This window comes from Flavobacterium sp. (genome assembly GCF_017744675.1).
Classification (GTDB): Bacteria; Bacteroidota; Bacteroidia; order Flavobacteriales; family Flavobacteriaceae; genus Flavobacterium.
Genome location: NZ_JAGIAV010000006.1, coordinates 418,251 through 444,124, shown reverse-complemented (window position 1 = coordinate 444,124; position 25,874 = coordinate 418,251). Strand labels below are relative to the sequence as shown.

21 protein-coding genes are annotated in these 25,874 nt (G+C 34.7%); 12 read left to right on the top strand and 9 right to left on the bottom strand.

Features of this window, described 5'->3' with window-relative positions:
• Positions 1–302: 302 nt before the first annotated feature.
• From J7574_RS20410 to mnmE, 4 genes are all read right to left on the bottom strand, one after another.
• Positions 303–1,457, bottom strand: coding sequence for a site-specific integrase (locus J7574_RS20410; protein ID WP_290973092.1), 1,155 nt, complete (start codon positions 1,455–1,457; stop codon positions 303–305).
• Positions 1,450–2,019 (bottom strand): helix-turn-helix domain-containing protein, encoded by a 570-nt coding sequence (locus J7574_RS20405; protein ID WP_290973089.1) that lies wholly within the window; start codon positions 2,017–2,019, stop codon positions 1,450–1,452. The genes J7574_RS20410 and J7574_RS20405 overlap by 8 nt, the downstream gene beginning before the upstream one ends.
• 42 nt (positions 2,020–2,061) lie before the next feature.
• Entirely contained in the window at positions 2,062–2,223 is a 162-nt protein-coding gene (locus J7574_RS20400; RefSeq protein ID WP_290973087.1) for a hypothetical protein, read from the bottom strand.
• Positions 2,224–2,407: 184 nt separating this feature from the next.
• The gene (gene mnmE / locus J7574_RS20395; protein ID WP_290973084.1) at positions 2,408–3,808 is read right to left on the bottom strand and encodes a tRNA uridine-5-carboxymethylaminomethyl(34) synthesis GTPase MnmE; all 1,401 of its coding nucleotides are present in this window, start codon (positions 3,806–3,808) and stop codon (positions 2,408–2,410) included.
• Positions 3,809–3,990: 182 nt separating this feature from the next.
• Here mnmE and J7574_RS20390 point away from each other — a divergent pair, with 182 nt between their 5' ends.
• On the top strand, positions 3,991–4,824 hold the full coding sequence (locus tag J7574_RS20390) for a universal stress protein (RefSeq protein WP_290973081.1): 834 nt from the start codon (positions 3,991–3,993) through the stop codon (positions 4,822–4,824).
• A gap of 62 nt (positions 4,825–4,886) precedes the next feature.
• Positions 4,887–6,659, top strand: a complete 1,773-nt coding sequence (locus tag J7574_RS20385) for a DNA mismatch repair protein (RefSeq protein WP_290973079.1) — start codon at positions 4,887–4,889, stop codon at positions 6,657–6,659.
• A gap of 51 nt (positions 6,660–6,710) precedes the next feature.
• On the opposite strand, the gene J7574_RS20380 is transcribed toward J7574_RS20385, so the two are convergent.
• A complete protein-coding gene (locus J7574_RS20380) occupies positions 6,711–7,121 on the bottom strand; it encodes a helix-turn-helix domain-containing protein (protein ID WP_290973077.1) in 411 nt (136 codons plus the stop codon).
• Positions 7,122–7,254: 133 nt separating this feature from the next.
• Between J7574_RS20380 and J7574_RS20375 the strand changes: the two genes are divergently transcribed.
• Positions 7,255–7,698, top strand: a complete 444-nt coding sequence (locus tag J7574_RS20375; protein ID WP_290973074.1) for a PaaI family thioesterase — start codon at positions 7,255–7,257, stop codon at positions 7,696–7,698.
• Between the two features lie 96 nt (positions 7,699–7,794).
• Here J7574_RS20375 and J7574_RS20370 read toward each other — a convergent pair whose 3' ends face one another.
• Complete coding sequence (locus J7574_RS20370; protein WP_290973072.1) at positions 7,795–9,399, bottom strand: Na+/H+ antiporter; 1,605 nt, start codon at positions 9,397–9,399, stop codon at positions 7,795–7,797.
• Between the two features lie 176 nt (positions 9,400–9,575).
• Between J7574_RS20370 and ribB the strand changes: the two genes are divergently transcribed.
• Together ribB and J7574_RS20360 are read left to right on the top strand one after the other, a co-directional pair.
• Positions 9,576–10,238: a 3,4-dihydroxy-2-butanone-4-phosphate synthase gene (ribB, locus tag J7574_RS20365; RefSeq protein ID WP_290973069.1), complete on the top strand. Its 663-nt coding sequence runs from the start codon at positions 9,576–9,578 to the stop codon at positions 10,236–10,238.
• On the top strand, positions 10,239–10,811 hold the full coding sequence (locus J7574_RS20360; RefSeq protein ID WP_290973066.1) for a Crp/Fnr family transcriptional regulator: 573 nt from the start codon (positions 10,239–10,241) through the stop codon (positions 10,809–10,811). It abuts the gene before it with no gap.
• Positions 10,812–11,043: 232 nt separating this feature from the next.
• On the opposite strand, the gene J7574_RS20355 is transcribed toward J7574_RS20360, so the two are convergent.
• Positions 11,044–12,738 carry a ribonucleoside-diphosphate reductase subunit alpha gene (locus tag J7574_RS20355; protein WP_290973063.1) on the bottom strand — a complete coding sequence of 565 codons (1,695 nt, stop codon included), beginning with the start codon at positions 12,736–12,738 and terminating at the stop codon, positions 11,044–11,046.
• A gap of 17 nt (positions 12,739–12,755) precedes the next feature.
• Entirely contained in the window at positions 12,756–13,730 is a 975-nt protein-coding gene (locus J7574_RS20350) for a ribonucleotide-diphosphate reductase subunit beta (RefSeq protein WP_290973060.1), read from the bottom strand.
• Positions 13,731–14,506: 776 nt separating this feature from the next.
• On the opposite strand from J7574_RS20350, the gene J7574_RS20345 reads away from it, so the two are divergent.
• The 6 genes from J7574_RS20345 to J7574_RS20320 all read left to right on the top strand — a co-directional run bounded on the left by J7574_RS20345 (position 14,507) and on the right by J7574_RS20320 (position 24,281).
• Entirely contained in the window at positions 14,507–15,997 is a 1,491-nt protein-coding gene (locus tag J7574_RS20345; protein WP_290973058.1) for an ankyrin repeat domain-containing protein, read from the top strand.
• Positions 15,998–16,117: 120 nt separating this feature from the next.
• Positions 16,118–16,603 carry a DUF2271 domain-containing protein gene (locus tag J7574_RS20340; RefSeq protein WP_290973056.1) on the top strand — a complete coding sequence of 162 codons (486 nt, stop codon included), beginning with the start codon at positions 16,118–16,120 and terminating at the stop codon, positions 16,601–16,603.
• A gap of 27 nt (positions 16,604–16,630) precedes the next feature.
• Entirely contained in the window at positions 16,631–18,814 is a 2,184-nt protein-coding gene (locus tag J7574_RS20335; RefSeq protein ID WP_290973053.1) for a PepSY domain-containing protein, read from the top strand.
• A gap of 112 nt (positions 18,815–18,926) precedes the next feature.
• Positions 18,927–19,919: an FAD:protein FMN transferase gene (locus tag J7574_RS20330; RefSeq protein WP_290973050.1), complete on the top strand. Its 993-nt coding sequence runs from the start codon at positions 18,927–18,929 to the stop codon at positions 19,917–19,919.
• A gap of 596 nt (positions 19,920–20,515) precedes the next feature.
• On the top strand, positions 20,516–22,912 hold the full coding sequence (locus J7574_RS20325; protein WP_290973046.1) for a TonB-dependent receptor: 2,397 nt from the start codon (positions 20,516–20,518) through the stop codon (positions 22,910–22,912).
• Positions 22,913–22,949: 37 nt separating this feature from the next.
• On the top strand, positions 22,950–24,281 hold the full coding sequence (locus J7574_RS20320; protein ID WP_290973043.1) for a hypothetical protein: 1,332 nt from the start codon (positions 22,950–22,952) through the stop codon (positions 24,279–24,281).
• Positions 24,282–24,519: 238 nt separating this feature from the next.
• Here the strand turns inward: J7574_RS20320 and J7574_RS20315 are convergent, their stop codons facing one another.
• Positions 24,520–25,395 carry an NAD(P)H-binding protein gene (locus J7574_RS20315; RefSeq protein ID WP_290973040.1) on the bottom strand — a complete coding sequence of 292 codons (876 nt, stop codon included), beginning with the start codon at positions 25,393–25,395 and terminating at the stop codon, positions 24,520–24,522.
• 80 nt (positions 25,396–25,475) lie between these two features.
• On the opposite strand from J7574_RS20315, the gene J7574_RS20310 reads away from it, so the two are divergent.
• A complete protein-coding gene (locus J7574_RS20310; protein WP_290973038.1) occupies positions 25,476–25,841 on the top strand; it encodes a helix-turn-helix domain-containing protein in 366 nt (121 codons plus the stop codon).
• The last annotated feature ends 33 nt before the right edge of the window (positions 25,842–25,874 follow it).

Here is a 25,874-nt window from a genome sequence, read left to right as displayed (position 1 = left end):
TTGTAGTCCATCCAAAATTAAAAATTTAATCCTATGCACCTCTCTGTGGAATTGTTAAAAATTTATATGAAATAGAATAATTTCGACATAATCATCTAAAAGCAGGATGAAAAATGATTGGGAAGGGGAATGATGTCGAAAGCAAACCATTTCATAGAGTGATTTCCATAGCCAAAAGCCCTCAGTGCATAAAGCTGCAGAACATGGATAAAAAAGGCGTGAAAAGGTTTGCCTGCTTATCGCTTTCTTAAGTAAAAACATGCAGGATATGGAGCGAAAGCTCCATATCCTATCATAAAATTTTAAGCCTTAGGCACTCCTAAAGAAATTCTGTTTGCCGCATCCCTTTTCTTCTGATCAATTACTTTCGCGTAAACTTGAGTAGTCTTAACGCTTCTATGGCCCAGCATCTTTGAAACAGTAAAAATATCAGTTCCAGCAGTAATTTGCAGCGTTGCGAATGTATGCCTAAAACAATGGAAAGTAATATGTTTCCTAATTCCGGACAATGCTACCCAAACAGGAAGAGTGCGGTCTACATCCCATTTATTTAACCCTTTAAAAACCAGTTCTTTCTCCCCTTTTCTCTTTCCTAAAAGCTCATAAGCTTCTTCCGAAATAGGCAGCGACTCTGCTCCTTCTGTTTTCTTCTGTCTAAATATGATATAATAGCCATCATTTTCAATGCGATGGATTTCGGACCAGACCAGCTTGGCTATATCCACATAACGCAATCCTGTCAATACGGAAAACATAGAAATTCTGCGCACTAAAATATTTGAACAAGGTGTTGCAAAGAGTCTTCGCGTCTCTTCAAGGGTCATAAAGCTGCGCTGCGATTCCATTTCTTTAATGGTTCCGATTTTCGCATTTATATCGGTTCTCAGCTTGTCCTCTTTGTATGCAGCTTTTAAAGCAGTTTTTATCTTATTGTAATAGGAAAGCGCTGTATTGCGCGAAAGCTGCTTCTTATTCTTTCTCATGCTTCTGGCTTTAAGAAGATAATCTCTGAAGTCTTCAATCAGTGCAACTGTAACATCCTTAAACAGCAGATCATTTCCATTTAAAAAGGCTTCAAAATGCCCTATCGCACAATTCCAGATCGATAGATTTTTTCCTGATTTTTTCTGTCCAAGCTTCTTATAATACATTAGGAATGATTCATTTCCTCGCGCTTGAATCTGCAGCTGCTCTTTTTCAAATGGAGAATAGATTTCCGATTTATTGATCTCATTCTGCCTTCTGGCTCGGATCAGTTCCGCCGTATGCAGGTTTTCACTATTTGCCATTTTCTGGTACTGGTCAGCCGGCTTCTGATAAATGTATAGCTTTAAGAACTCGCGTCTGGTAAAATCATTGCTATTTGCATTCCAGACAGCAGGGTAAAAATCCAAGTACAGAGACATTCTGCCTTGAGAAATAGCTTTCTTTCTAAGGGTTACGATCGTTTTACTCATTGCTCTGAAGGTTAAATAATAAATTGATATCTCTCTTGGAAACATATGCAAACCTGCCGACATTAAATTTTAAGATTCCTGCTTTTAAAAGTATATTGTACAAAGCAGCAGGAGAAATGCCCAGCTTCTTTTGCAGCTCAGCGATTGTATAGCAGTTTTCAATTCCCGGAAACTTCTGAACAGCTTCTTCGTTTCTTCCATTTTTGTAAATGCCTTCAGAAAACTTATCAATGGCTGAACGTTTTATAAAAGTCCTTGATCCAATTTTACTAATGGCAATTTCACTTCTTGAAATCACTCTGTAAAGCGTTCTTCTGCTTATTCCCATAAACAGGCTTGCTTGATCAATAGTGAAAAACTCAAGTTTTTCCAGCTTTTCCACGTCGGCAGCATGCGTGGATATCATTTCTTCTCTTCTTACCTCTCTTTTCTTTTCGCTGCATCTTTTCTTGTAATTTTTGCTGCCGCAGGCCAGCGAGCAAAATTTCGTTTTAATTGTCTTTGCTGTAAATTCGCTATTACAGAACTGGCAGATTTTGGCAATCCTAATGTTTGAACTCATAATCTTTTATATTTAAGTTACCTACTGCACTTAAAATGCCTTTCAAACTCCCATAATCATTATTTCTAATTCTGGAATTCCTCTTGCCAAAATATTGGACACAACACAAGCGATGTCCGTACAAATGATATGTTTGCTAACTTCTCCTCCAGAAGTTCCGATTCGAATACACCCCATCAAAATGGGTATTTTGCCATAATTCATCCTTTTTTGTCATAGGATTTGTACCTCGAAATTCGAGATACAAATAAGGTACAAGTTTTAGCAAAACAATACTCAAATATTGCAAAAAACAGCACAATAAAAAAAGAGCTAAAATGTTAATTACCAACATCTTAACTCTTTTTGTTATTTTTGATTTGCGTTTCTTTGCGTTTCTTTGCGCCTTTTATTTGCCGATGCAAAAGTTAGCAAAGATGTTTCCTAACAATTCATCATTTGACACCTGTCCAGTAATAAGTCCGAATTGATATAAAGCTTCGCGAATATCAAGCGCCATTAAATCGCTTGAAAGACCAGATTCTAGACCAAATTTTACTTTTTGGATTTCGTCAAGTGCTTTTAGTAGCGAATCATAATGTCTTGTATTGGTTACGATAGTTTCGTTATTACGAAGTGCTCCTGTATTTACAAAAGACAATAATTCATTTTTTAGATCTTCTACTCCTATTTTTTCTTTCGCAGAAATCAATAAGAGTTTCGCATTTAGATTTTCTAACTGATTGGTAATATTGGCCACTTCTTGAGCAGATAAAATATCTTTTTTGTTGACCACAATAAGCAGTGGTTTTAGCGGATATTTATTCTTAATCTGCTCGATTTCATTTACAAATTCAGCGCTTGATGTTTGAAATTTCAATCCGTCAAATAAGTAAATTACCACTTGTGCCTGATCTATTTTTTCGAAAGTCTTCTTGATCCCGATGCTTTCTACAACATCTTTGGTATCACGAATTCCAGCCGTATCAATGAACCTAAATCCGATACCGCCAATCACCAATTCATCTTCAATTGTATCACGAGTTGTTCCTGCAATATCAGACACAATTGCACGTTCTTCGTTTAATAAAGCATTTAGCAAAGTTGATTTTCCAACATTGGGTTCGCCCACAATAGCAACTGGAATTCCGTTTTTGATTACATTTCCAACCGCAAACGAATCGATTAAACGTTTTAACACAAACTCAATTCGGTTTAACAACTCATGAAATTGTGTTCTATCAGCAAACTCCACATCTTCTTCAGCAAAATCCAATTCCAATTCAATCAAAGAAGCAAAATTTAAAAGTTCTTCACGAAGTTTGGCAATTTCATTACTAAATCCGCCGCGCATTTGCTGCATTGCAATTTGATGAGAAGCTTCATTATCTGACGAAATCAAATCGGCAACGGCTTCTGCTTGCGACAAATCTAATTTTCCGTTAAGAAAAGCCCTCAATGTAAACTCACCTGCATCTGCCATTCTACAGCCATTTCGAAGCAATAATTGAATAATCTGCTGCTGAATATAAGTAGATCCATGACACGAAATTTCGATAGTATCTTCACCTGTGTATGAGTTCGGGCCTTTAAATACCGAAACCAATACCTCGTCAAGCGTTTTACTCCCGTCAACAATATGTCCTAAATGCAGTGTATGCGTTTTCTGTTTGGTTAAATCTTTGTTTTTAATAGACTTAAAAACCGAATTCCCAATTGTAATAGCCTCAGCTCCAGAAATACGAATTATGGCGATAGCTCCAGCTCCCGAAGGCGTAGCCAAAGCAACTATAGAATCTTGATTTATCATGCTGCAAAGGTATAAAAAAAGGCTCAATTTCTTTTCTGCATGAACGTATGCTTCATTTATATGACAAATCTTTAAAATTATTAAGATTAATAAATCATTAATTGTTAAATTACTGATAAATATCAGGTTGTATTCTTTGCAGAATGAGTAAATTTGAGAGACAAATCTTAATCTTAAATACGATGAAAAAGATATTATTTCCAACCGATTTCTCTGATGCTGCAACCAATGCGTTTGTTCATGCTTTAGAATTTGCTAAAGTTGTAAACGCTGAATTAATCTTACTTCATACGTTCGAGATTCCTGTTTACGACAGCCAATTTTTTCCAGAGAATTATGCTTCTATATATAGTTCAATCGAGTTAGCAAAATTTGAAATGTTTAAAGACGAAATTCCAAAACTTCGAGAAATTGCTGCCAAACGTAATTTAGAAGATATTGTAATCAAACACCGTTTAATGGATGGTGACCTTATTTATAATCTTAAAAACGCAGTCGAAGAAGACAAAGTCGATTTTGTAATTATGGGAACCAACAGCGTTTCTGACTGGACCAAATTTTTTACTGGTTCTAACACCGAATCTGTCATATCTGGTGTTGAAGTGCCTGTTTTATGCGTTCCGATTGACGCCAAATACAAAAAAGTCAAAACAATTGGTTTTACGACATGCTACCGCGAAAAAGACAAAAAAGAATTGAAAAAAATTCTGAAAATAGCTAAAAAAACAGACGCTAAGGTGAAAAGCCTATATGTAAAAACATCTAATTCTGATGTTACCGATGAAATGAGAAAAGAGTTTGAAAGAGAATTTGCTGGAGAAAATGTCGAATTTTTAGTTTTACCAAGCGATGATGTAAAAGAAACCATCCTAGATTTTGTGCTATACAAAGACATTGACATTCTCACAACGATTACACACAAACGTTCTTTCTTTGAGAGTCTTTTTGATTCGAGTTTTACTAAAAAAATATCAAAAGATGTTCCTATTCCAATTTTGGTAATGCATGAAGATTAGTTCTAATACATGATGATTTTGTAACTTAAAAACTATATTTGTATTTCAAGCAAAATAATAGAATGAAAGCATATCCAGAAAACGTTACAAAATACTCAGAACTCTATAATAAAACCAACAAAAAATACAACAGCATAAGCCTTTTGAGGTTAGTAAGTATTTTCTTTTTCTTGTTTTTTATGTTTTATTACATCAAAACAGATCAAATGCTTTATGTCACCTTAGCTGTTTTGTCTTTTGCTGGTTTTATTTTTTTAATGAAAATACATTCGCGCGTATCGTTTCAAAGATTGCTTGCAGAAACGCTATTAAAAATCAATCAAAGAGAAATTGCTTTCCTAAATAGAGAAAAAATACATTTTGAAAATGGTGCCGAGTTTATCGATTTCCATCATCCGTATGCTTACGATTTGGATATTTTTGGAGAACATTCTCTATTTCAAAATCTCAATAGAACGGCTTCTTATATCGGAAAAAAAACACTTGCCGAACTATTGCTTCATACGCTTCCTGAGACTGAAATTTTAGAAAATCAAGAAGCTGTAAACGAATTAAAAAGTAAAATACACTGGAGACAGGAATTTCAGGCGCTTGCTATTATTAGTCAAGATTCGAAAGCATCTTACGAAGCAATTAAACATTGGACTTCCTTCAAAAACAATTCATTACCTAAAATTTTAGTTGCACTTTCAATCATTCTTCCCGTAACATTTTTCGGGGTTTTGGCAGCCTATTTTATTACGTCAAAAACCATTTTGCTATCTTATCTGACTTATATTTTTATTGCCAATTTGATTGTTTTAGGAAGATCAACAAAGAGAATTCAATCGGAAATAGCCAAAGCGGACAACGTCGATAAAATCATAAAACAATACAGTTTATTGATTGAAAAAATTGAAAATGAATCGTTCCAATCTAAAAAACTTATTCATTTGCAGGAACAGCTTAATTTTAAAAATGCCAAAGCAAGCCAGCATTTAAAACAGCTTTCTGAGTTATTTTCTAGAATGGATACGATAAGCAATTTTGTAACAGCGATTTTATTCAACGGAACATTTTTATTCAACTTGCATGTTTTAAGAGCGCTTTTAAAATGGAAAGAAGATTATGCTTCTGAAATGAATCATTGGATTTCGATTATTGGCGAAATCGAAGCTTTAAACAGTCTAGCGAATTTAGCTTATAATAATGATGATTTTACTTTCCCTGAAATCAATTCTGATTATAAAATTGAATTTAAGGACTTAAGCCATCCTTTACTTAATCCAACAACAAGAATTGGAAACGATACTCAATTTCATCCACAATCTTTCGTGATTTTGACAGGATCAAACATGTCTGGAAAAAGTACATTTTTAAGGAGTTTAGGAATCAATATGGTACTTGGCGGCATTGGTTCGGTTGTTTGTGCTTCTCAAGCTAAAATACACCCGCTTCCGGTATTGGTCTCAATGCGATTATCGGATTCTTTATCGGATTCTGAATCGTATTTTTTTGCCGAAATTAAACGTTTAAAACAAATTATGGATGCACTTGACAATCAGCCTGCTTTTGTTTTACTAGATGAGATTTTAAGAGGCACAAATTCTGATGACAAACGAAACGGGACAATCGAAGTGGTAAAGAAAATTATTTCTAAAAAAGCCATCGGAGCAATTGCTACTCACGACATTGAAGTTTGCCTAACTACTAATGAATATCCTGAAATTTTAACCAATCAATGTTTCGAAGTAGAAATTAAAAACAACGATTTACACTTTGATTATAAACTTCGAAACGGAATCTGTAAAAACAAAAGTGCTACATTTTTAATGCAGAAAATGAACGTGATTTAATAGTGAATTCTTAGTGGTCTATGATTTTTAGCTGAAGAAGAAAATTAATAATTATAGCTCTTTCAGCTTTCTAATTCCTTTTTCTATAAAGGCTACTTTGTCTTGTTTTGCTTTTTCGAGCAAACTTTTTCTTTCTTCCGGAATTTCATAGTATTTCTCGGCCCATAAACTTATTTCAACTAAAACAGGGAAAAGTTCAATTCCTTTTTCTGTCAATTGATACAAAACTTTGGCTTTACTTTCTGGGTGGTCTAATTTAATTATAAGATCATTTTCTTCTAAAACCAGAAGTCTGCTTGCTAAAATATTAGTCGCAATCTTTTCTTTCGATTTTAAAAAATCGCCATACGTGCATTGTTTCTTAAACATCAAATCTCTAATAATCAGCAATGACCATTTATCTCCCCATATTTCTAAAGAAGTATTTATTGGACAATCTGATCTTTTTTTTGAAGAAGCCATAAAAATAAATTAAAAATTAACTTGCGTTTTGCAAGCGATTAATATATTTGCACTTGCAAAATGCAAGCAAATTTATTTAATATTCTAAAACAAAACAAATTGCATATTATAAAATCAGTAAAAAGCATAATTAATGGAAAATAAAAGATTACAATTTCTTCAAAGTTATATTGGGAAACATTTTACAGGAAGCCCTTCTCCTTTCGCACATTGGTTAAACGGAAAAGTAATTTCTGTTGAAGAAAAAGCAGTAGAATTTGAGTTTGAAGTTAGAAAAGAAATGACGAATCCTGTCGGGATGCTTCATGGAGGCGTTACAGCGGGAATGATAGACGATTGCATTGGTGTAAATTTTATGGTTTTAGGGCTCGAAAAATTTTATCCGACAATCAATCTATATATCGATTATTTTAATCCTGCTTTCGAAAACCAAACGGTAATCGTTAGAACGAAACTAGAAAAACTAGGAAAAACGATTATAAACATTAAAGCAGAAGTGATCAATAAAAATTCTTCTAAAATAATGGCACAAGCTAGTGCTAATCTGGCTATCAGTGACGTAAAGATTCCAAACTAAAAAAGAAAAAGCTTTGTCAAAGTTCTAAACTTTGACAAAGCTTGATATAGTTATTCCTTGGAATTTGGAATTTCAAAAAATTGGAATTTCAGAAAATTAATTTTCCTCATACATTTCCATCCACAAGCGTGTCTCTTCCAAATCGAGTTCTTTTTCTATTTTACGGAAGATTTCTTCGTTTACAGAACCTGACTTATGCATAGATTCAAGTTTTGATCGTTCCACATTAAGCAGATCAATTTGAATTTTAGTAAAATCATTAAAAATTTCACCACCAAGAAGTTTTCCGTTTCCGAAGAAATTGGCAGGAAGTTCTGTTTTTTGCAAGCGATTGAATTTTACTTCGTATTTACTTTTAATGTTATGGAGGAGTTCATCATTCAACAAAGAGAAATTATCTTCTATATGCGCGATAGTTTCCGACACAATAACATTTCTGATGTTATATTCTTCTGCCAATATAGAATAACGCTCGATTTTCAGCTTTTTAATAAGCCAGGGAAGCGTAAGCCCTTGTATCACCAAAGTTGAAAGTATAACGCAGAAAACTAAGTATATAATTAAATTTCGAAGCGGAAATGCTTCTGTTTTATTCAACATTAGCGGAAGCGCCAAAGCCGCAGCCATAGAAACTACACCACGCATTCCCGACCAGCCAAAAATGATCATATTGCGATAATCAAATTCTTCTTTTTCTCGAATTCTTTTGCTAAAAAATCTCGGAAGCATTGTAGCGGGAACCACCCATAAAAAACGAACTAAAATCACCACAATACTGATAACAGCTCCCCAAATAAATAATGAATTTCCAGAGTAATTGCTGATCCCTTCAATAATCTGTCTCAATTGAAGTCCGATTAAAATAAAAATTAATCCATTCAAAATATTATTCAACACATCCCAAATTGTGTTAGTCATAATTCGGCTTTCATGAGAAAAAATCGTTCCCGATCGCGCCGCAAGAAAAAGCCCCGTAGTTACAACAGCCAAAACTCCCGAACCTTCAAAATGCTCTGCAATTAGATAAGAAGCAAATGGAGTCAATAGCGTGAGCGTAACTTCAATAATATCATCGCAAACAAATCTTTTATGGATATAATACATTATTAAACCAACCACAAGACCTACTGCTATACCTAGAGCTGACATCAAGACAAAATTTAATCCTGCTTGCCACAAAACAAAATTGCCTGCTGTAATAGCTGTTAGCGCATATTTGTAGGCAACAAGACCACTAGCGTCATTTACCAAACTTTCTCCTTCCAGAATAGCAATTAATCGCGGATTAAGCCCTAAACCTTTTGTAATAGCAGTTGCAGAAACCGCATCGGGAGGCGAAACAATAGCGCCCAGTAAAAAAGCCAACGGCCAAGACATATCATCAATAAGCCAATGGGCAAAAACTGCAACTAATCCAGTGGTAAAAAATACCAGACCAACGGCAGCAAAAGTGATCGGACGTATAGATTGCTTAAAATCAGACCAGCTGGTATGCCACGCCGCGTGATACAGCAGAGGCGGCAGAAATATAATAAACACAATTTCTGGACTCAGAGCAATTACCGGAAGCCCAGGAACAATACTAATAACAACACCGCACAAAACCAAAACAATCGGAATTGGGAAATTATATCTTTTACTAACAAGGCTAAGAAAAGCAACGCCAAAAAGCAGCATTATAATAACGGTAATATTCTCCATTTGAGGTGGTGTTTATTAGATTTTGAATTATAAAATTTGGGTACTAAATTAAGATTTTATAACAACTAAATTAAATTACCTTTAAAAAATATAGATGCCAATTTATTGACTTATGTCAAACTTTTTGGCTATAAACAACTTTAGATTTGTTGCTTATTATTTCTAAAAAAGCTTTTATGATAAGTACAGAATTAAGTCCGTTGGTGCAATTTGGAATTTCAAGTAAAGAACGTGTTGAAAATGCTTTAGAGCAACTTAAAAACGGAAAAGGTGTTCTAGTAACCGATGATGAAAATCGCGAAAACGAAGGCGATCTCATATTTTCTGCTCATCATATGAATGTTCAAGATATGGCATTAATGATTCGGGAATGCAGCGGCATTGTATGTCTTTGTTTAACTAATGAAAAAGCAGACCAATTGGAACTTCCATACATGGTAAAAGAAAATACAAGCAGTTTTCAAACTCCATTTACCATTACAATCGAAGCTAAAAACGGAGTAACAACTGGCGTTTCTGCAAAGGATCGAATTACCACAATAAAAACAGCAATTGCAGCAAATTCAAAACCAGAAGATTTGGCAAGACCTGGGCATATTTTTCCGCTTAGAGCGAATGACAAAGGCGTTTTAGAGAGAAATGGCCACACAGAAGGAAGCGTTGATTTAATGAAATTAGCCGGTTTACAGCCCGAAGCCGTTCTTTGCGAATTGATGAACGAAGACGGAAGCATGGCGAAACTAGACAAAATCATTAGCTTTGCACAAGAACACGATTTGGTAGTTTTATCAATTGAAGATATTATTTATTACCGCAAATTCGTTAGAGATTATAATTAAATGATATACGAACAGCTTGGCAATTCCATTCGAAAAAGCATTGACGTTTCTGATCAAGATTTAGAAACTATTCTCTCCTATTTTAAACATGTAAAAAAAGGAAAAAATGAGATTTTGCTGGCTCAAGGTCAAATTAGCCACGAGACTTTTTTTGTTGCAAAAGGCTGTTTGAGAATCTTTTTTATCAATGAAGAGGGGAAAGATGTTACAAGATATATAGCTTTTGAAAATCAGTTTGCTACAGCTTTGGTCAGTTTTATTACTAAAATGCCAGCGGCAGAAAATATCCAGGTTGTTGAAAAATCGGAATTATTGACTATTTCTCACGAAGATTTTAATCATTTAATGAAAATTATTCCGCAATGGCGCGAGTTTTACAGCAATTATCTAGAAAAAGCGTATGTGAATAATACTAATCGCTTGATGTCTTTTACTACTATGGATGCTTTGGAAAGATACCATCAGCTTTTAAAAATAAATCCTGCGATTGTGAAACGACTTCCGAATAAAATTGTGGCTTCTTATATTAATATTTCTCAAGAAACTTTGAGTAGGTTGAAGTCGAAGGTTTGATTTTTACTTTGATTGCGGAGTTACTTGCGGAGATGTCTCCTTCGTCGACATGACAAACTGCATGGAAATAAATTACGGAATTTCTAGTGAGATTCCTCGTTCCTCGGAATGACAAACTACACAAAAATACCTTTACTAAAAAAAATCTGTTTAATCTGCCAAATCTGCGAGAAACATTTCAACCCATTTTAATAAAAAAGCCGAATCTTAAATTTAGATTCGGCTTTAGATTTTATGATTCACAGCTGCTGCAAGAAACAAGGCTTGTTACTAATTCTTTAGAAACACTTTGGCTTCTTTGGTAATACAAACTTTTGATTCCTAATTGCCAAGCTTCAATCATTAATCGGTTTACTTCTTTAATTGGCAATTCAGCTGGAATATTAAGATTCAAACTTTGTCCTTGGTCTACAAATTTCTGACGAATCGCAGCCTGTTGTACAATTTCAAGCTGGCTAATTTCTTTAAAGGTTTTAAACACATCTTTTTCTGTTTGAGAAAGCTGCGATATATGCTGTACACTTCCGCCGTTTAGCATAATTCCTCTCCAGATTTCTTCATTGTCTAAGCCTTTTTCTTCAAGCAATTTTTTAAGGTATTTGTTTTTACGCATAAAATTACCTTTGCTCAATCCTGCTTTGTAATAATTGCTGCTGAAAGGCTCAATTCCTGGAGAAGTTTGTCCTAAAATTGCAGAAGAAGATGTTGTTGGCGCAATTGCCATTGTAGTGGTATTACGTCTTCCATAACCTTTTAGCAATTCTGGCTCGCCATAAATTCTAGCTAATTCCTGCGTCGCTTTATCGGCTTTATCACTAATATGTTTAAAAATTTCTGTTGTTTTCATTTTAGCTTCCATTCCTTCAAACGGAATCATGTTTTTCTGCAGATAAGAATGCCATCCTAAAACTCCTAAACCTAATGCGCGATGTCTTTTGGCAAATTTATTAGCAGCAGAAAGATAATAGTTGCCTTCTGTTTTTTCGATGAATTCTTGCAAAACAGCATCTAAGAAAAAAATTGCCAATTTAACCGCTTCCGTATCTTTCCATTCTTCATATAACTCTAAGTTCATAGAAGAAAGACAGCAAATAAATGATTCATCATGAGTTGACGGAAGCATAATCTCACTGCACAAATTACTGGCATTGATTCTTAGATTTTGATCTTTATAAACTTGCGGTTTATTTTTATTTACATTATCGCTAAAGAAAATATAAGGCAAACCTTTTTGCTGACGGCTTTCTAAAACTTTGGCCCAAATTTGTCTTTTATCGGTATCGCCATCAATCATCTCTTGCATCCAATAATCTGGCACACAGATTCCGGTAAACAAATTCTGAATTGGATTTCCGATACTTTTAATTTTCAAAAATTCTTCGATATCCGCATGATCCACATCCAAATAAGCAGCAAAAGCACCGCGACGAACTCCGCCTTGCGAAATTGTATCCATTGCTGTATCAAAAAGTTTCATAAAACTTACTGCACCACTACTCTTTCCGTTGTCTGTTACCGCACTTCCGCGTTCGCGTAATTCGCCAAAATAACCAGACGTTCCGCCACCAATTTTGGTTTGCATGATTACTTCTCCAAGCTTATGCGTAATTCCTTCAATCTTATCTGGAACGTGTACGTTAAAACAAGAAATTGGCAGTCCTCTTTCTGTTCCCATATTGGCCCAAACAGGCGAACTAATACTCATCCAGCCTCTTTCGATCATTTCTACAAAAGATTCTTTCAATTCTGGTTTGTAGAGCCTTCTTGCTGCGGCCGTACAAATTCTATCGATTGCTCCTTCTACAGTTTCTCCTTTCAAAAGATAACCGCGGTTTAAAATCTGTTCGCTTTCAGAATTTTTCCACCACATTTTGCTGTCGTTTTGTGGCTCAAAATTATTTGCTGGGTTTGTGTCTATTGTATTCATATTGTAATGGGCTCGTATTAGAAAAGATCGTTTGCAGTGATACTTTTATCGTGTTTTGTATATTCAACTGGACGTTTAGCAAAGAAATCGTCTAAACTGTTTGCAAAAACTTCTTCTTCAAACCAAGTCATTTTTGAATATTCTTCTGGAGAAACATTAAAAATCGTTTCAATATTGATTTGTTTCAAACTTTCGTCAATTCTAAATTTCATGAAGTTTACCAAATCTTCTTTATTAATCGTTTCAATCGCACCATTTTCAAAAATCCAATCCAAAATATCTGCTTCAACACCAATTGATTCTTTAACTGTTTCTCTTACCAATTCTAAAGTTTCTGCATCAAAATACTCAGGAAATTCTTCACGGATTTTATTAATGATATAAATTCCGCCATTAGCATGAATCTGCTCATCGATAGAAGTCCAAGCGATAATATTGCTTACATTCTTCATATAGCCTTTGAATCTTGTGAATGACAATAAAATGGCAAATTGGCTAAATAAGGAAACATTTTCAATCAAGATACTGAACAGAATCAGCGAAACCATATATTTTCTGTTGTCCTGAGATTTTGTGTCTTTCAATACATTCGAAAGATAATCTACGCGTCTGCGTATTACAGGAACTTCCAATAGTTTTTCAAATTCGTCATTGTAGCCTAAAACTTCCAGCAAACGAGAATATGCTTCTGAATGTCTGAATTCGCATTCAGCAAAAGTAGTTCCTAACCCGTTGAATTCTGGTTTCGGAAAATGCTCATATATATTACCCCAAAAACTTTTCACGGCTACCTCAATCTGGGCAATTGCCAATAGACTATTTTTGATGGCGGTTTTTTCAGCCAGATTTAAATGCGCATGAAAATCTTGCGTATCGGCTGTAAAATCTACTTCAGTGTGTACCCAATAAGCTTTATTAATTGCTTCGGTAAATTGCAGAACCTCAGGATATTCAAAAGGTTTATAATTGATTCTTTTATCGAATATTGACATATATAGAGAGTTTTAAGTGACTATTTTGAAATAAAAATCCGAGCGCTTATTTTGGGGAGAGTGATAGCGTGATTTCTATAATTACAAATTTAGCCCACAGTTATTCTTTTGTCCAGTTTTAGATGTTAAAAATCTGCTCAATTATCAACAGTTTTAAAACTTCAAAAATTCAGGTTGGAGCAAATTTTATCAACATGAAAATAATAATCTGTAATTTACAAGGAACTAGCTGTTTCCTTAAAATTAATATGGAGTTATCAACATGAAAACCTACTCCTTTTTGATCACAAATGAGAAACAGTTATCAACATCTAATTTGCTAAAAGTGAAATTTGAAGAGCAATCTTTGGATGAAAAAACGCTAGCTATTAATAATTGTTCTAAATAATTTCGCGTCATTTAAAAACATAAAACTCTTAAATACAGACATTTAAATAAAATGAGATTTTAAAAACACTCCTAACTCTGGAAAAATTGGCGCAAAAAGCATCGTTTGTTTCAAAATACAAGACTTCCGTCTAAAGCAGTTAAAGAAAAGACAAAGCCAATCTAAAATTGACCTTAATGACAGATTAAAACAATATTAAAAAGTACCTAAGCAAGTCTTAATTTTCAGAAAAACTTCATCAAAATGTCTTTTTAAAGCAAATTGTTCTTGGTTTAAGAATATTAATTTTTACATTTGCTTTTATTTTTATTTATTCTAAATAGAGTAAAATATTCCCAAAAACACAAATTAAATCTTGTACAATTCAATAACCATAAATTATCGAAATATGAAAAAGAATCTTTTCGTTTCTTTTGCATTTGCTGCTACTTTATTTGTAAGTGCTCAGCAAAAAAACGCTTTGTTAGATGCTGCATTCTGGAAAACTTCTCCAACTGTTGAAACGGTTCAGGCAGAAATTGCTAAAGGAAACAATCCTGCAGAAGCTAATGCAAACGCATTTGACGTTACAACATTAGCCATTAACAATGATGCTCCGTTTGCTACAATTAAATTTTTAGTAGAACAGCCTGGAAATTCAGTTACAAAGTTAACTCACGATAATCGAATCTATTTGCACTGGGCGGCTTACAGAGGCAATACTGAATTGGTACAATATTTAATTGCTAAAGGTTCTGATGTAAATTATGAAGACAGCCACGGAACTGCTCCTGCTGATTTTGCTGCTTCAAGCGGCCAGTCAGATGCAGCGATGTACGATGCTTTTTTTAAAGCTGGACTTAATCCGAAAAAAAAATATGCCAACGGTGCCACTCTTTTACTTTTAGCTATTGCTTCAGACAAAGAATTAAAAGCTGCTGACTATTTTTCTACGAAGGGAATGTCTTTAAAAGATGTTGATAATGACGGAAACACGGCTTTTACTTATGCTGCAAGATCTGGAAATATTGCTCTTTTGAAAAAGCTTTTAGAAAAGGGAGTTAAACCAACTAGCGATGCACTTTTATTTGCGGCGCAAGGAAGCCGTAGAGAAAGCAACACTTTAGAAACTTATAAATATCTGGTTGAAGAAATAAAAATTAAAGCAACATCTCAAAACAAAGCTGGACAAAATGTGTTTCACTTTTTGGCTGGAAAACCAAATCAGACAGAAATCATTAAATATTTCTTAGAGAAAGGTGTTGATGTAAACAAAGCCGATAAAGAAGGCAACACGCCAATTATGGCAGCAGCTGGAGCTAGAGAAACTATAGCTTTAGAGTTGTTTCTTCCTTCTGTAAAAAACATAAATGCTCAAAATTTAAAAGGAGAATCTGCCTTGACTTTTGCCGTTAGGAATGGAACTCCAGAAGCTGTAAATTTACTTTTAACTAAAGGTGCAGATGTAAACGTAAAAGACAAAGACGGAAATAATTTGGGCGTTTATCTTGTACAATCTTATCGTCCTGCAGGAAGAGAAAAAGCGACAACAGATCCTTTTGATGCTAAAGCCAAATTGCTTCAGGAAAAAGGATTAAACTTGGCTGCTCCTCAAAAAGACGGAAACACTCTATATCATTTAGCTATTACTAAAAATGATGTCGCTCTTCTTAAAAAAATCACTGATTTAAAAGTAGATATCAATGCAAAAAATAAAGATGGTTTAACCGCTTTACACAGAGCGGCAATGACTTCTAAAGACGATTCTATTTTAAAATATCTAGTTTCTGCCGGAGCTAAAAAAGATATCAGTACAGAGTTTGACGAAACGGCTTATGCTTTAGCAAAAGAAAACGAGCTTCTTACCAAAAACAACGTTTCTGTTGAATTCTTAAAATAAACAATTAATTAATAATCAATATTTGAAATTCCAAATTCCAAACTCTATTTTTGGGATTTGGAATTTGAAATTTGAATATTGGAATTTAAGTTACAAATCCACACAAATACATAATTTCAAATGAAATCAATATTAAAAATTGCTCTTACAAGCGCTTTTATCTTTTTAGTTTCTTTCCAATCACAGGCGCAATCAAGCAAATACAAGATTATGCTGCAAATGAACAATTATATGGGAGAAGGCGCTTATATCGTAGTTTCTCTGGTTAACTCAGCTGGCGAGTACGAAAAAACACTTTACGTAATGGGCGATGATAAAAAATGGTACAAATCTTTAAAAGAATGGAATAAATTTCATGCTGCTCAAAAATCTGATGATATTAGCGCTAAAACTGGTGCTTCTATAACAGGCGGTGATCGTAGCGTAACTACTATCGAAATTGATAATTCAAAAATTAATAAAGGCTACAAATTACGCTTTGAGTCTGCTGTAGAAGATCAGAAATATTATGTAAGCGATCTTGAAGTGCCGCTTACTACTGAAGGTCTTGCAGCAAAAACAGATGGCAAAGGCTACATCAAATACGTAAGATTAAATAAAATATAATACGATTCCATTTCTAGAATACACTCAATGACTCTTTCTTTTTGGCGTTACGCGCACTTGGCTCTAGCCTTATTTTCTTCTATTTTTTTGCTTTTGGCTTCGGTAACAGGAATCATTCTGGCAGTCGATGCAGTTCAGGAAAAAACACTTCCTTACAAAGCAGAAGATTTTAATAAAATAACTCTAGGCGAAACCCTGCCAATTTTAAAGAAACAGTATTCTGAAATTACAGAATTAAGTGTCGATTACAATCAGTTTGTAACGCTTCAAGCCATTGATGCAGAAGGAAATGATGTTAAAGCATACATTGATCCAAAAACTGGAAAAGTATTAGGAACTCCTGCAAAAAAATCTGAATTCATCAACTGGATTACGAGTTTGCACCGTTCGCTATTTCTTCATGAAGCGGGACGTTTTTTTGTAGGTGTAATTTCTTTTTGCTTACTGCTAATATCCATTTCGGGTTTTGTGCTGGTTTTAAAAAGACAGCGCGGGATCCGAAATTTCTTTTCTAAAATAATCAAAGAATACTTTGCACAATATTATCATGTTCTTTTAGGAAGATTGGCTTTGATTCCGATTTTGATTATTTCGCTTACAGGAACTTATTTATCGCTAGAAAGATTCAACTTTTTTATGGGCGAAGAAAAAGCAAAACCTGTAAAAACTGAACTTTCAGATAAAGCGAAAACAACTTCAATTTTCAATACCACTTTATTGTCTGATGTAAAGAAAATCGAATTTCCTTTTACAGACGATCCAGAAGAATATTATATCATTGAACTGAAAGACAGAGAAGTTGAAGTAAATCAGGTTACAGGAACTGTAATTTCTGAAAAGCTTTCGCCAATGACAGCTCAATTTGCGGCATTAAGCCTTGATCTTCATACAGGAAGAATTAACGGAATCTGGGCGGTTATTTTGGCTATTGCGTGCCTTAATATTTTATTCTTTATTTATTCTGGTTTTGCAATTACTTTAAAAAGAAGATCTAGTCGAATTAAAAATAAATTTAAGGCTAGCGAAAGTACTTTTATCCTTTTAGTCGGTTCTGAAAATGGAAGCACTTTCCGATTTGCCAATTCCATTCAGAAACAATTGATTAATCACGGACAAAAAGTTTTTGTGAGCGAGTTGAATAAATATGCCACTTATCCAAAAGCCGAACACATTATCGTTTTTACGTCGACTCATGGTTTGGGAGACGCGCCTTCTAACGGAACGCAATTTAAAGCTTTGTTAGAAAAACAAAATCAAGAACAAAGCATTCATTTTTCTGTAGTTGGTTTTGGTTCTAAATCGTATCCCGACTTTTGCCAGTTTGCTATTGAAATCGATCAGCTTTTAGGAAAGCAAAAATGGGCAGACCGTTATTTAAATCTACAGACTGTAAACGATAAATCGGCTGTTGAATTTGTAGAATGGGTAAAATTATGGAGCGAAAAAACGGGAATTCCTTTGGCGACAACTCCATCATTATACAATCACGTTCCAAAAGGCTTGCAAAAATTAATGGTTTTGGATAAAACGCCAATTTCTGAAACCGAACATACTTTTATACTGACTTTAAGAGCTAGTTCAAGAGCAAAATTTAGTTCTGGCGACTTATTGGCAATTTATCCTGCTAATGATTCTAGAGAACGCCTCTACTCTATCGGAAATCATTCTGGAAACATTCAGTTAGTGGTAAAACTTCATCCCAACGGATTGGGTTCTGGCTTTTTGAATGCTTTGGAACCAGGAAATATCGTAAAAGCACAGATTGTAAAAAATCCCGCTTTCCATCTTCCAAAGAAAGCGCAAAAAGTAGCTTTTGTTTCTAACGGAACAGGGATTGCTCCTTTCTTAGGAATGATTGAACAAAACAAAGCCAAACAGGAACTTCATCTCTATAGCGGATTTAGAATGGAAACACCAACTTTAATGGCTTACAAAAAGTTTGCTGCAATCATGATGCAGAAAGAACATCTGGATAATTTTCATGTCGCTTTATCTCGCGAAGCCGAACACATTTATGTAATGGATTTGATTAAAAGAGATTCCTCGTTCTTTACTAATTTATTGAAAAAAGGCGGTGTTATTATGATTTGCGGTTCGCTTGCCATGCAGAAAGATGTCGAAGCTGTTTTAAGCGAATTGTGTGTATCAAAAGGATTAAAAACACTTGAAGAATACAAAGCCAATAAACAATTTTTAACGGACTGCTATTAATTATGAATTGTTGATGGTTGATGGTTGAAATGTCACTCCTTGGAGCTTTAAAATCTCTACTAACAATTATCTATAAATATTCGCTCCGCTGGAGCTAAACTAAAACCTTTTTATGCGTAAAATGTTCTCCCATAAAATTTTATTCTTTTTTGTAATTACTTGTTGTTTATCTGCACATTCGCAAGTATTACGAAAAAGAACGACTTTGCTTATGGGCGGACGTTTTGATATTAGCATTGTCGATAAAGATTCGCTTTCGGCAGAACAAAATATTGATATTGTAATTGGCGAAATCACTCGAATTGAAAATTTAATTTCCGATTGGAAACCCGATTCTCAAGTTTCTGAAGTCAATCAAAATGCGGGTATTAAACCCATAAAAGTAGATCGTGAAGTTTTTGAACTGGCGCAAAGAGCCATTAAACTTTCTGAAATAACCAATGGCGGATTTGACGTGAGTTTTGCTGCTTTAGATCGCGTATGGAAATTTGATGGTTCGATGACCGAAATGCCTTCAGCAGAAGCTATAAAAAAATCGGTAGAGAAAGTGGGTTATAAAAACATCATTTTAGATAGTCTAGAATCGACTATTTTCTTGAAATTAAAAGGAATGAAAATTGGTTTTGGTGCTTTAGGCGAAGGCTACGCAACCGATAAATGTCGTACCATGATGATTGCAAAAGGTGTTCAAGCTGGAATTATTAACGGTTCTGGAGACATGAGCACTTGGGGAAAACAACCCAACGGAAAAGATTGGAAAATCGGAATTACGAATCCGTTTAAACCGGAGAAGATTTTAGCTGCTATTCCGCTAAAAGAAGGTGCTGTCACTACTTCTGGCAGTTATGAAAAGTTTGTTGTTTTTAACGGAAAGCGTTATTCCCACATTATAAATCCTGCAACTGGTTATCCTGCAACTGGTTTATGCAGCGTAACGGTTTTTGGTCCGAATGCAGAAACCGCAAATGGCTTAAGCACTTCGATGATGGTTTTAGGGCAAAAAGAAGGTTTGCTTTTACTTCAGAAATTCCCTGATTACAGTTGTGTAATGATTACAGATACAGGGAAGATTATTAAGTCTACGAACTTCGCTTATAAATTGTAAATTGTAAGATGTCAAATGTGAGATGTCAAATGTCAGTGCTGAATTGTGCTTTTCTTTGTCTTCCTGAGCGACTGCGCAAAGTGAATGTTTTAATCTCGCAATCCCGATAGCAATCGGGAGCTGAGACGCAAAGTTTTATTTTATTTTACTTGAAGTTTTTATCATAAAGTTTGTCATTTCGACGAAAGGAGAAATCACACTAGTAATTCGACAAAGATTGGCGATATACCAAGCGGAATTGCTTGTGTGATTTCTCCTTTCGTCGAAATGACAAAAAAGCTGGAAAGATTTGGCTAAAGCCTTTTTTATTGCTTCTAAATAACCTCCAGCTAAAGCTGGAGGTTATTTAGAAAAAACTTTGCGACCTTGCGACTTTGCGAGATTGTTTCATTTCCATAAAAAAATACATTGTGCATATCCTTAGACTTCACTCAGGAAAACATCACTAATCCACATTTTACATTTTACATCTTCACATCTAACATTAAAATAACATTAGAATCAACCTTGCAATTCTAATAATCTTCTAATTACTTTATTTAGATTAAATTTAAATTATCGCATAAGTTTGCATCACTTTTATTTGCAGACTCAATATGAGAACAACTTTACTTCTATTCTTATTTACTATTTTAGCTTGGTCACAAACCGGAAAAATTACAGGAAAAATCTATTTTGCCAATAACGAAACTGCTTTTGGGGCATCTGTTCAAATTACAGGAACAAAGAAGTTTGTGGTAGTCGATAACGATGGTCAGTTTGAAATAAAAGGTTTGGCTTATGGAAGTTACAATTTGGAAGTCTCTTCTATGGAAGCTAAACCGAAAACCATACATATCTCGGTTAATCGACCATTGCATCAAATCAATATTGCATTAGAAAAAATAACAGATCCGAAAGCGCTTAAAGAAGTAAAAATTGAGAAAAAAAGCTTCAAAAAAGACATTATAGAAAAAGGCTTTGCAGTTAATGTAATCGAAACGCAAGAAGCTGCAAAAAGAAATTTGCAAACCAATGATTTACTGGATCGTTCAGGTGGTGTTAGAATCAGGCAAAATGGAGGTTTGGGTTCTGCGGTTACGTACAATATCAACGGAATGTCTGGAAATGCTATTCGAATTTTCATCGATGGAGTTCCAATCCAGACTTATGGCGCATCTTTCAGTCTAAATAGTATTCCGCCAGCTTTGATTGAACGAATTGAAGTTTTTAAAGGCGTTGTACCTGCTTATTTAGCCGATGATTCGCTTGGAGGCGCTATTAATGTGGTTTTGAAAAAAGGGGCTAAAAATAGTTTAAATGCTTCTGTTTCGTACGGTTCTTTTAATACCGTTCAATCTAACGTAAATGCTTCTTTTAGAGACAAAAACGGATTTACAGTAAAGGCCAATGCTTTTCAGAATTACTCTGACAATGACTATGAAGTTTGGGGAAAATGGGTTTACAATATCGCACCAAACGGACGTTACGAATACATTCGCGCCAAGCGATTTGAAAGCATGTACCGTTCTTTTGGAGGAAGATTAGAAGCTGGTTTTACTAATGTCGATTGGGCAGATAATCTTCTTATCAGCTACAATGGTTCTCAAGATTACAATCAGATTCAGCACGGACAATACATGACAAAACCTTATAAAGGTCGTTTTAGCGAATCTGCAGCAAATGTCTTTAGTCTGAATTACAGCAAAAGAAACTTTCTAATTAAGAATCTAGATTTCTCTCTTATTTCTGTTTACAGCCATAGAAACGATGTGATTAATGACACAGTAAAGTGGAATTACAATTGGAACGGCGAAAAAGCCCTTGGCCTTTATGGTCAACCTATTTTGACGAATACGGGAGCACAACAAGGCGCGCCAACGGTTAATCATATGAAATCTGATATTTTTAATACTCGAGCGGGTCTTAGCTATTCGATTACGGAGAATCATAAAGTGCTTGTGAATGTTATGACGTATATTCTTGACCGAAATGATTATGATGAAATGCAGCCCGAAATTACACGAAATTTCATCATTACGAGAGATTTAGCCAAAACGGTTTCTTCATTCGCTTACGAAATGACTGCGTTTCAATCTCGATTGAGAGCGAATCTTTTTCTCAAAAATTACAACATGAAAAATGAGCAAAGAGATCCGCAGGTTACAACCGAAAATGGTCAGAATGTCGTAAAAGAAGTTGTTACTTCTAAAAGAACAAATTACAATGGTTACGGAATGGCAACCTCCTATTCTATTCTTCCAAAAGTGATGGTAATGGCTTCTGCGGAAAAAGCAATTAGACTTCCTTCAGAAAATGAAATATTTGGCAATCCTGGAGAAAATATCATTAGCAATTCTGGACTAAAACCAGAGCAGAGCAATAATTTTAATGCAGGTCTTCGCTTTAGTCCGTACGAAATGAATAATCATAAACTTACGGTTTCAGGAAATGCTTTTTGGAGAAATACCGAAGATAAAATTGTTCGCCAGATTAGTGATCGCGTCAATGAAGCCATTCAAGCTTCTCCATTTGTCAATTTAGGAAAAGTACAATCTGTTGGGTTTGAAGCATCCTTTCAATATTCTTATCACAATCGCTTTTTTGCTGGTATGAATCTTTCCAAATTCAATTCCCTGTTTAAAGACAAATACGATAAAAACGGAAACGTTCTTCCAAATTACAACAAACAGCTTCCAAACGAGCCCTTCTTTAATTTAAACGCTAATCTTCAGTATAATTTTAGAAATGTTATTCAGAGTAAATCAGAACTCAATCTGTATTACTACTGCGGTTATGTAGCGCCGTTTTACACTTCATGGTTGGAAACGGATAGAACTACAGCACAATTTCCTCAAGATTTAGGTCTAAGCTATGTTTTTCCGAACAAGCAATTCACAGTAAGTTTTGATACGCGAAATGTGTTTGACGAACAGGTTTACGACAATTTTGCTGCCCAAAAACCGGGAAGAGCCTTTTATTTAAAACTCAACTATACCTTAAATAAATTTTAATCATTCAATAAATAACTAATTTTTAAATGCTATAAAGATGAAAAAAAACACATTTAAATTATTTACATCTAGCTTAATGGTTGGTGCGCTTGCATTAACTGCAGCTTGCAGCAGCGACGATAACAAAAATACAGAAATTGTTAATCCAGTAACAGATGGCCGTTGGATTACCGTAGCGGGAGCAGTTATGCAAACCGATCCAGGTGACGGAAATGGCGGTACAAAAGTGTATGCAATCAGCAAAGAAAATGCTATAGATCCTAATTTTTCTGTAAACGTTTACGATAACGGAACTCCTGTACAATCTAGCAGAACTGCACGCTTACAATCTTCTGTAGATGGAAGTACTCTTTTCAATATCACTTATACAGGTGCTAATGGAGGTGAATTTATGACGTACAAAGTAAATGGCGGAAACAAGTTTACAGAATCTGAGGCTAAAGTAAATATTTCTCAATATGCTGGCACTTCCCCAAGATGGGTAAAACTTTTTGATGGTGACAAAACTGGTGTTGCAGTAAATGTGGCTACTCCTGTTGTTAGTGTAAACGAAGATAAAAGCTACAAAAACACAAGAGGAAAAGCTACTGTATTGTCATTAGACATGAAACAAACTTTAATTTCTGCTTACAAACAATACGATATTCCATTAACTGCTGAAGAAGAAGCTCAAGGACACCACATTTTCCGTTTGGATGCCCCAACATTGAACAAAGCTGGAAACAAATTAATTATCGGAACTTGGATGCGTAAAACCAATACTGCTGATCCGTCAAAAAACGAAAGTTCATTTACACGTTTGGGTTCAAAATCTGTTGTTGTAGATTATCCTTCTTTAGAAAATCCTGTTGTAATTACTTCTAAAGTTGCCTTTGGAGATACTAGCGGTTACAGAAGTTTTAACAGTTTTGTGGCTACTGATGGAAACATTTACCAAGCTACACAAAGAGATATTCAAAAAGGTTCTTACATTTTAAGAATTAATCAAAACAATCAATACGATGATAATTACGTATTTAGTTTAGATACTGCTTTAGGAGTTAAAGGAAGTTATATCGATGCTTGGAGATATGTTGGAAACGGAATTGCTTATGCGGTTTACACTTACGAAGGAACAGAACAAGGTTTCTTAGCACGATTGGATCTGAATGCAAGAACGGCTCAAAAAGTAGAAGGCATTGGCTATGATGCCGATCTAAATTTCGGACAATATCAAGGTTTTGTGGTTGACGGAAACAATTTCTACATTGCTGTTACTCCAGTTGGAAAAGATGGCAACATTTATGTAATTGATATTCCTTCTGGAAAAGTTACTAAAGGTGCTAAACTGGTAAACAAACCAGGAAACCACTACATCGGTGTTTTCTAAAAAATACGGACTAAAAACAGTCTGTGAACAATTCTCATTTTGAGATTTTTTTTTAAAATTGGAACATTCCGCTTCTATTCTTAGTAAGCGGAATGTTTGTTTATATGATGTGTCAAATCCTATCGGGTTCAATTTAAACACATAGCTAACTATATGCATTATTTTTTCCTTCAACATATTTATGACGCGTAAAAACTATGTCTCTATGTGTTTAAAAATTTTACCCCACAGATTATGATTAGAATTTTGAAGCAAATTCTTTAGCAAAATCTTCTAATTTGATTTTACCGTCTACTTTTCCATCATTTGTCAAGAAATCAGCCGCAATCGTTTCATTGCGTAATCCTGTACCCATTTCGGTATATAAACCAGCCATTTCTTCTGGAACTCCTGCTTGAGTCATTCCTCCAAAATATTGCTCGTCTGTAAATTCGATCCAAGGAAGTTCTGGTTTGCCAATTGCAAATCCAAAAGCTTTTACAATTTCTGAAGGAGTTTTTACATCACTAATGATATAGCGAATGTTTTTACCCTCTTGAGTTTTCTGTAATTCTTCTGCTGCAGCCACCGCTATATCTTTTGGATGCACTAACGGAATATGATTTGATGCAGGAAAATTAGCTCCCATAATTCCTGCTCCTTTTATCATCGGAATATCATTAAAGAAATTGATGTAGAAATATCCTGCTCTTAAAAACGTGATAGAAGTGTCTAATTTTTCATAAATCTTCTCTATGTTATGCAAACCTGCAATTGGTCCGTTTCCTGTTGGCAAATCAGCTCCAATGCTGCTTAGCATTACTACTCTTTTAAGGTTTGCTGTTTGGATTGCTTTCGCGAAAGCGGAACCAGCATCTGTAGTATTTTTTACAATATTTACTCCACCCATATTTGGAGGTGTCATGGCAAAAAGAGCATCCGCTCCTACAAAAGTTCTAGAAAGAAAATCAGCATCATTAACTGATCCTATTGCAGCTTTAGCTCCTAAATTTTCAATGTCCCTTTTGCGATCTTCGCTACTGCTGATAACGGTTACATCGTGACCTGACTGTACTAATTGTGCCGTTAATGGCTTTCCTATGTTTCCTAATGAACCTGAGATTATAATTTTCATCTTAAAATGTTTTTTATTTGACAAGACAAAGGTATCTTTGTACTTACTTTTATACAAGTACTTACCCTAAAGTATGTATCATGACAGCAATTAAAGAATCGTCTACTATTCAGGAAAACAAACAATATGCGTTGGAAAAATGTCCCGTAACTTTTGTTATGGAGAAAATTGGAGGCTACTGGAAACCTATTATTTTATATCATTTATCGACCGGTGATAAGCGTTACAGTGAATTGAAAAGAGCAATTCCAGCTGTGACAGAAAAAATGCTTATTCAGCATTTAAAACAATTAGAAGCAGACGGATTGGTTATTCGCGAGGCAAAACCTGTTGTACCGCCATTTGTAACATATAAATTAAGCCATGCAGGAAACGGATTGCTTCCTGTTATTGATGCCATGGCTTCATGGGCTTTTAAAATGAAAGACGGCGTCTATAACATTTAATAGACACCGTCTTCTAACAAACAAAAACTAATT

Coding starts and splice junctions, on each gene's coding strand:
- J7574_RS20390 (WP_290973081.1), top strand. CDS start 3,991: ATGAAAAAGATATTATTTCCAACCGATTTCTCTGATGCTGCAACCAAT.
- J7574_RS20325 (WP_290973046.1), top strand. CDS start 20,516: ATGAGAACAACTTTACTTCTATTCTTATTTACTATTTTAGCTTGGTCA.
- J7574_RS20345 (WP_290973058.1), top strand. CDS start 14,507: ATGAAAAAGAATCTTTTCGTTTCTTTTGCATTTGCTGCTACTTTATTT.
- J7574_RS20310 (WP_290973038.1), top strand. CDS start 25,476: ATGACAGCAATTAAAGAATCGTCTACTATTCAGGAAAACAAACAATAT.
- J7574_RS20370 (WP_290973072.1), bottom strand. CDS start 9,399: ATGGAGAATATTACCGTTATTATAATGCTGCTTTTTGGCGTTGCTTTT.
- J7574_RS20335 (WP_290973053.1), top strand. CDS start 16,631: ATGACTCTTTCTTTTTGGCGTTACGCGCACTTGGCTCTAGCCTTATTT.
- ribB (WP_290973069.1), top strand. CDS start 9,576: ATGATAAGTACAGAATTAAGTCCGTTGGTGCAATTTGGAATTTCAAGT.
- J7574_RS20355 (WP_290973063.1), bottom strand. CDS start 12,738: ATGAATACAATAGACACAAACCCAGCAAATAATTTTGAGCCACAAAAC.
- J7574_RS20400 (WP_290973087.1), bottom strand. CDS start 2,223: ATGAATTATGGCAAAATACCCATTTTGATGGGGTGTATTCGAATCGGA.
- J7574_RS20405 (WP_290973089.1), bottom strand. CDS start 2,019: ATGAGTTCAAACATTAGGATTGCCAAAATCTGCCAGTTCTGTAATAGC.
- J7574_RS20360 (WP_290973066.1), top strand. CDS start 10,239: ATGATATACGAACAGCTTGGCAATTCCATTCGAAAAAGCATTGACGTT.
- mnmE (WP_290973084.1), bottom strand. CDS start 3,808: ATGATAAATCAAGATTCTATAGTTGCTTTGGCTACGCCTTCGGGAGCT.
- J7574_RS20350 (WP_290973060.1), bottom strand. CDS start 13,730: ATGTCAATATTCGATAAAAGAATCAATTATAAACCTTTTGAATATCCT.
- J7574_RS20375 (WP_290973074.1), top strand. CDS start 7,255: ATGGAAAATAAAAGATTACAATTTCTTCAAAGTTATATTGGGAAACAT.
- J7574_RS20385 (WP_290973079.1), top strand. CDS start 4,887: ATGAAAGCATATCCAGAAAACGTTACAAAATACTCAGAACTCTATAAT.
- J7574_RS20340 (WP_290973056.1), top strand. CDS start 16,118: ATGAAATCAATATTAAAAATTGCTCTTACAAGCGCTTTTATCTTTTTA.
- J7574_RS20315 (WP_290973040.1), bottom strand. CDS start 25,395: ATGAAAATTATAATCTCAGGTTCATTAGGAAACATAGGAAAGCCATTA.
- J7574_RS20330 (WP_290973050.1), top strand. CDS start 18,927: ATGCGTAAAATGTTCTCCCATAAAATTTTATTCTTTTTTGTAATTACT.
- J7574_RS20320 (WP_290973043.1), top strand. CDS start 22,950: ATGAAAAAAAACACATTTAAATTATTTACATCTAGCTTAATGGTTGGT.
- J7574_RS20410 (WP_290973092.1), bottom strand. CDS start 1,457: ATGAGTAAAACGATCGTAACCCTTAGAAAGAAAGCTATTTCTCAAGGC.
- J7574_RS20380 (WP_290973077.1), bottom strand. CDS start 7,121: ATGGCTTCTTCAAAAAAAAGATCAGATTGTCCAATAAATACTTCTTTA.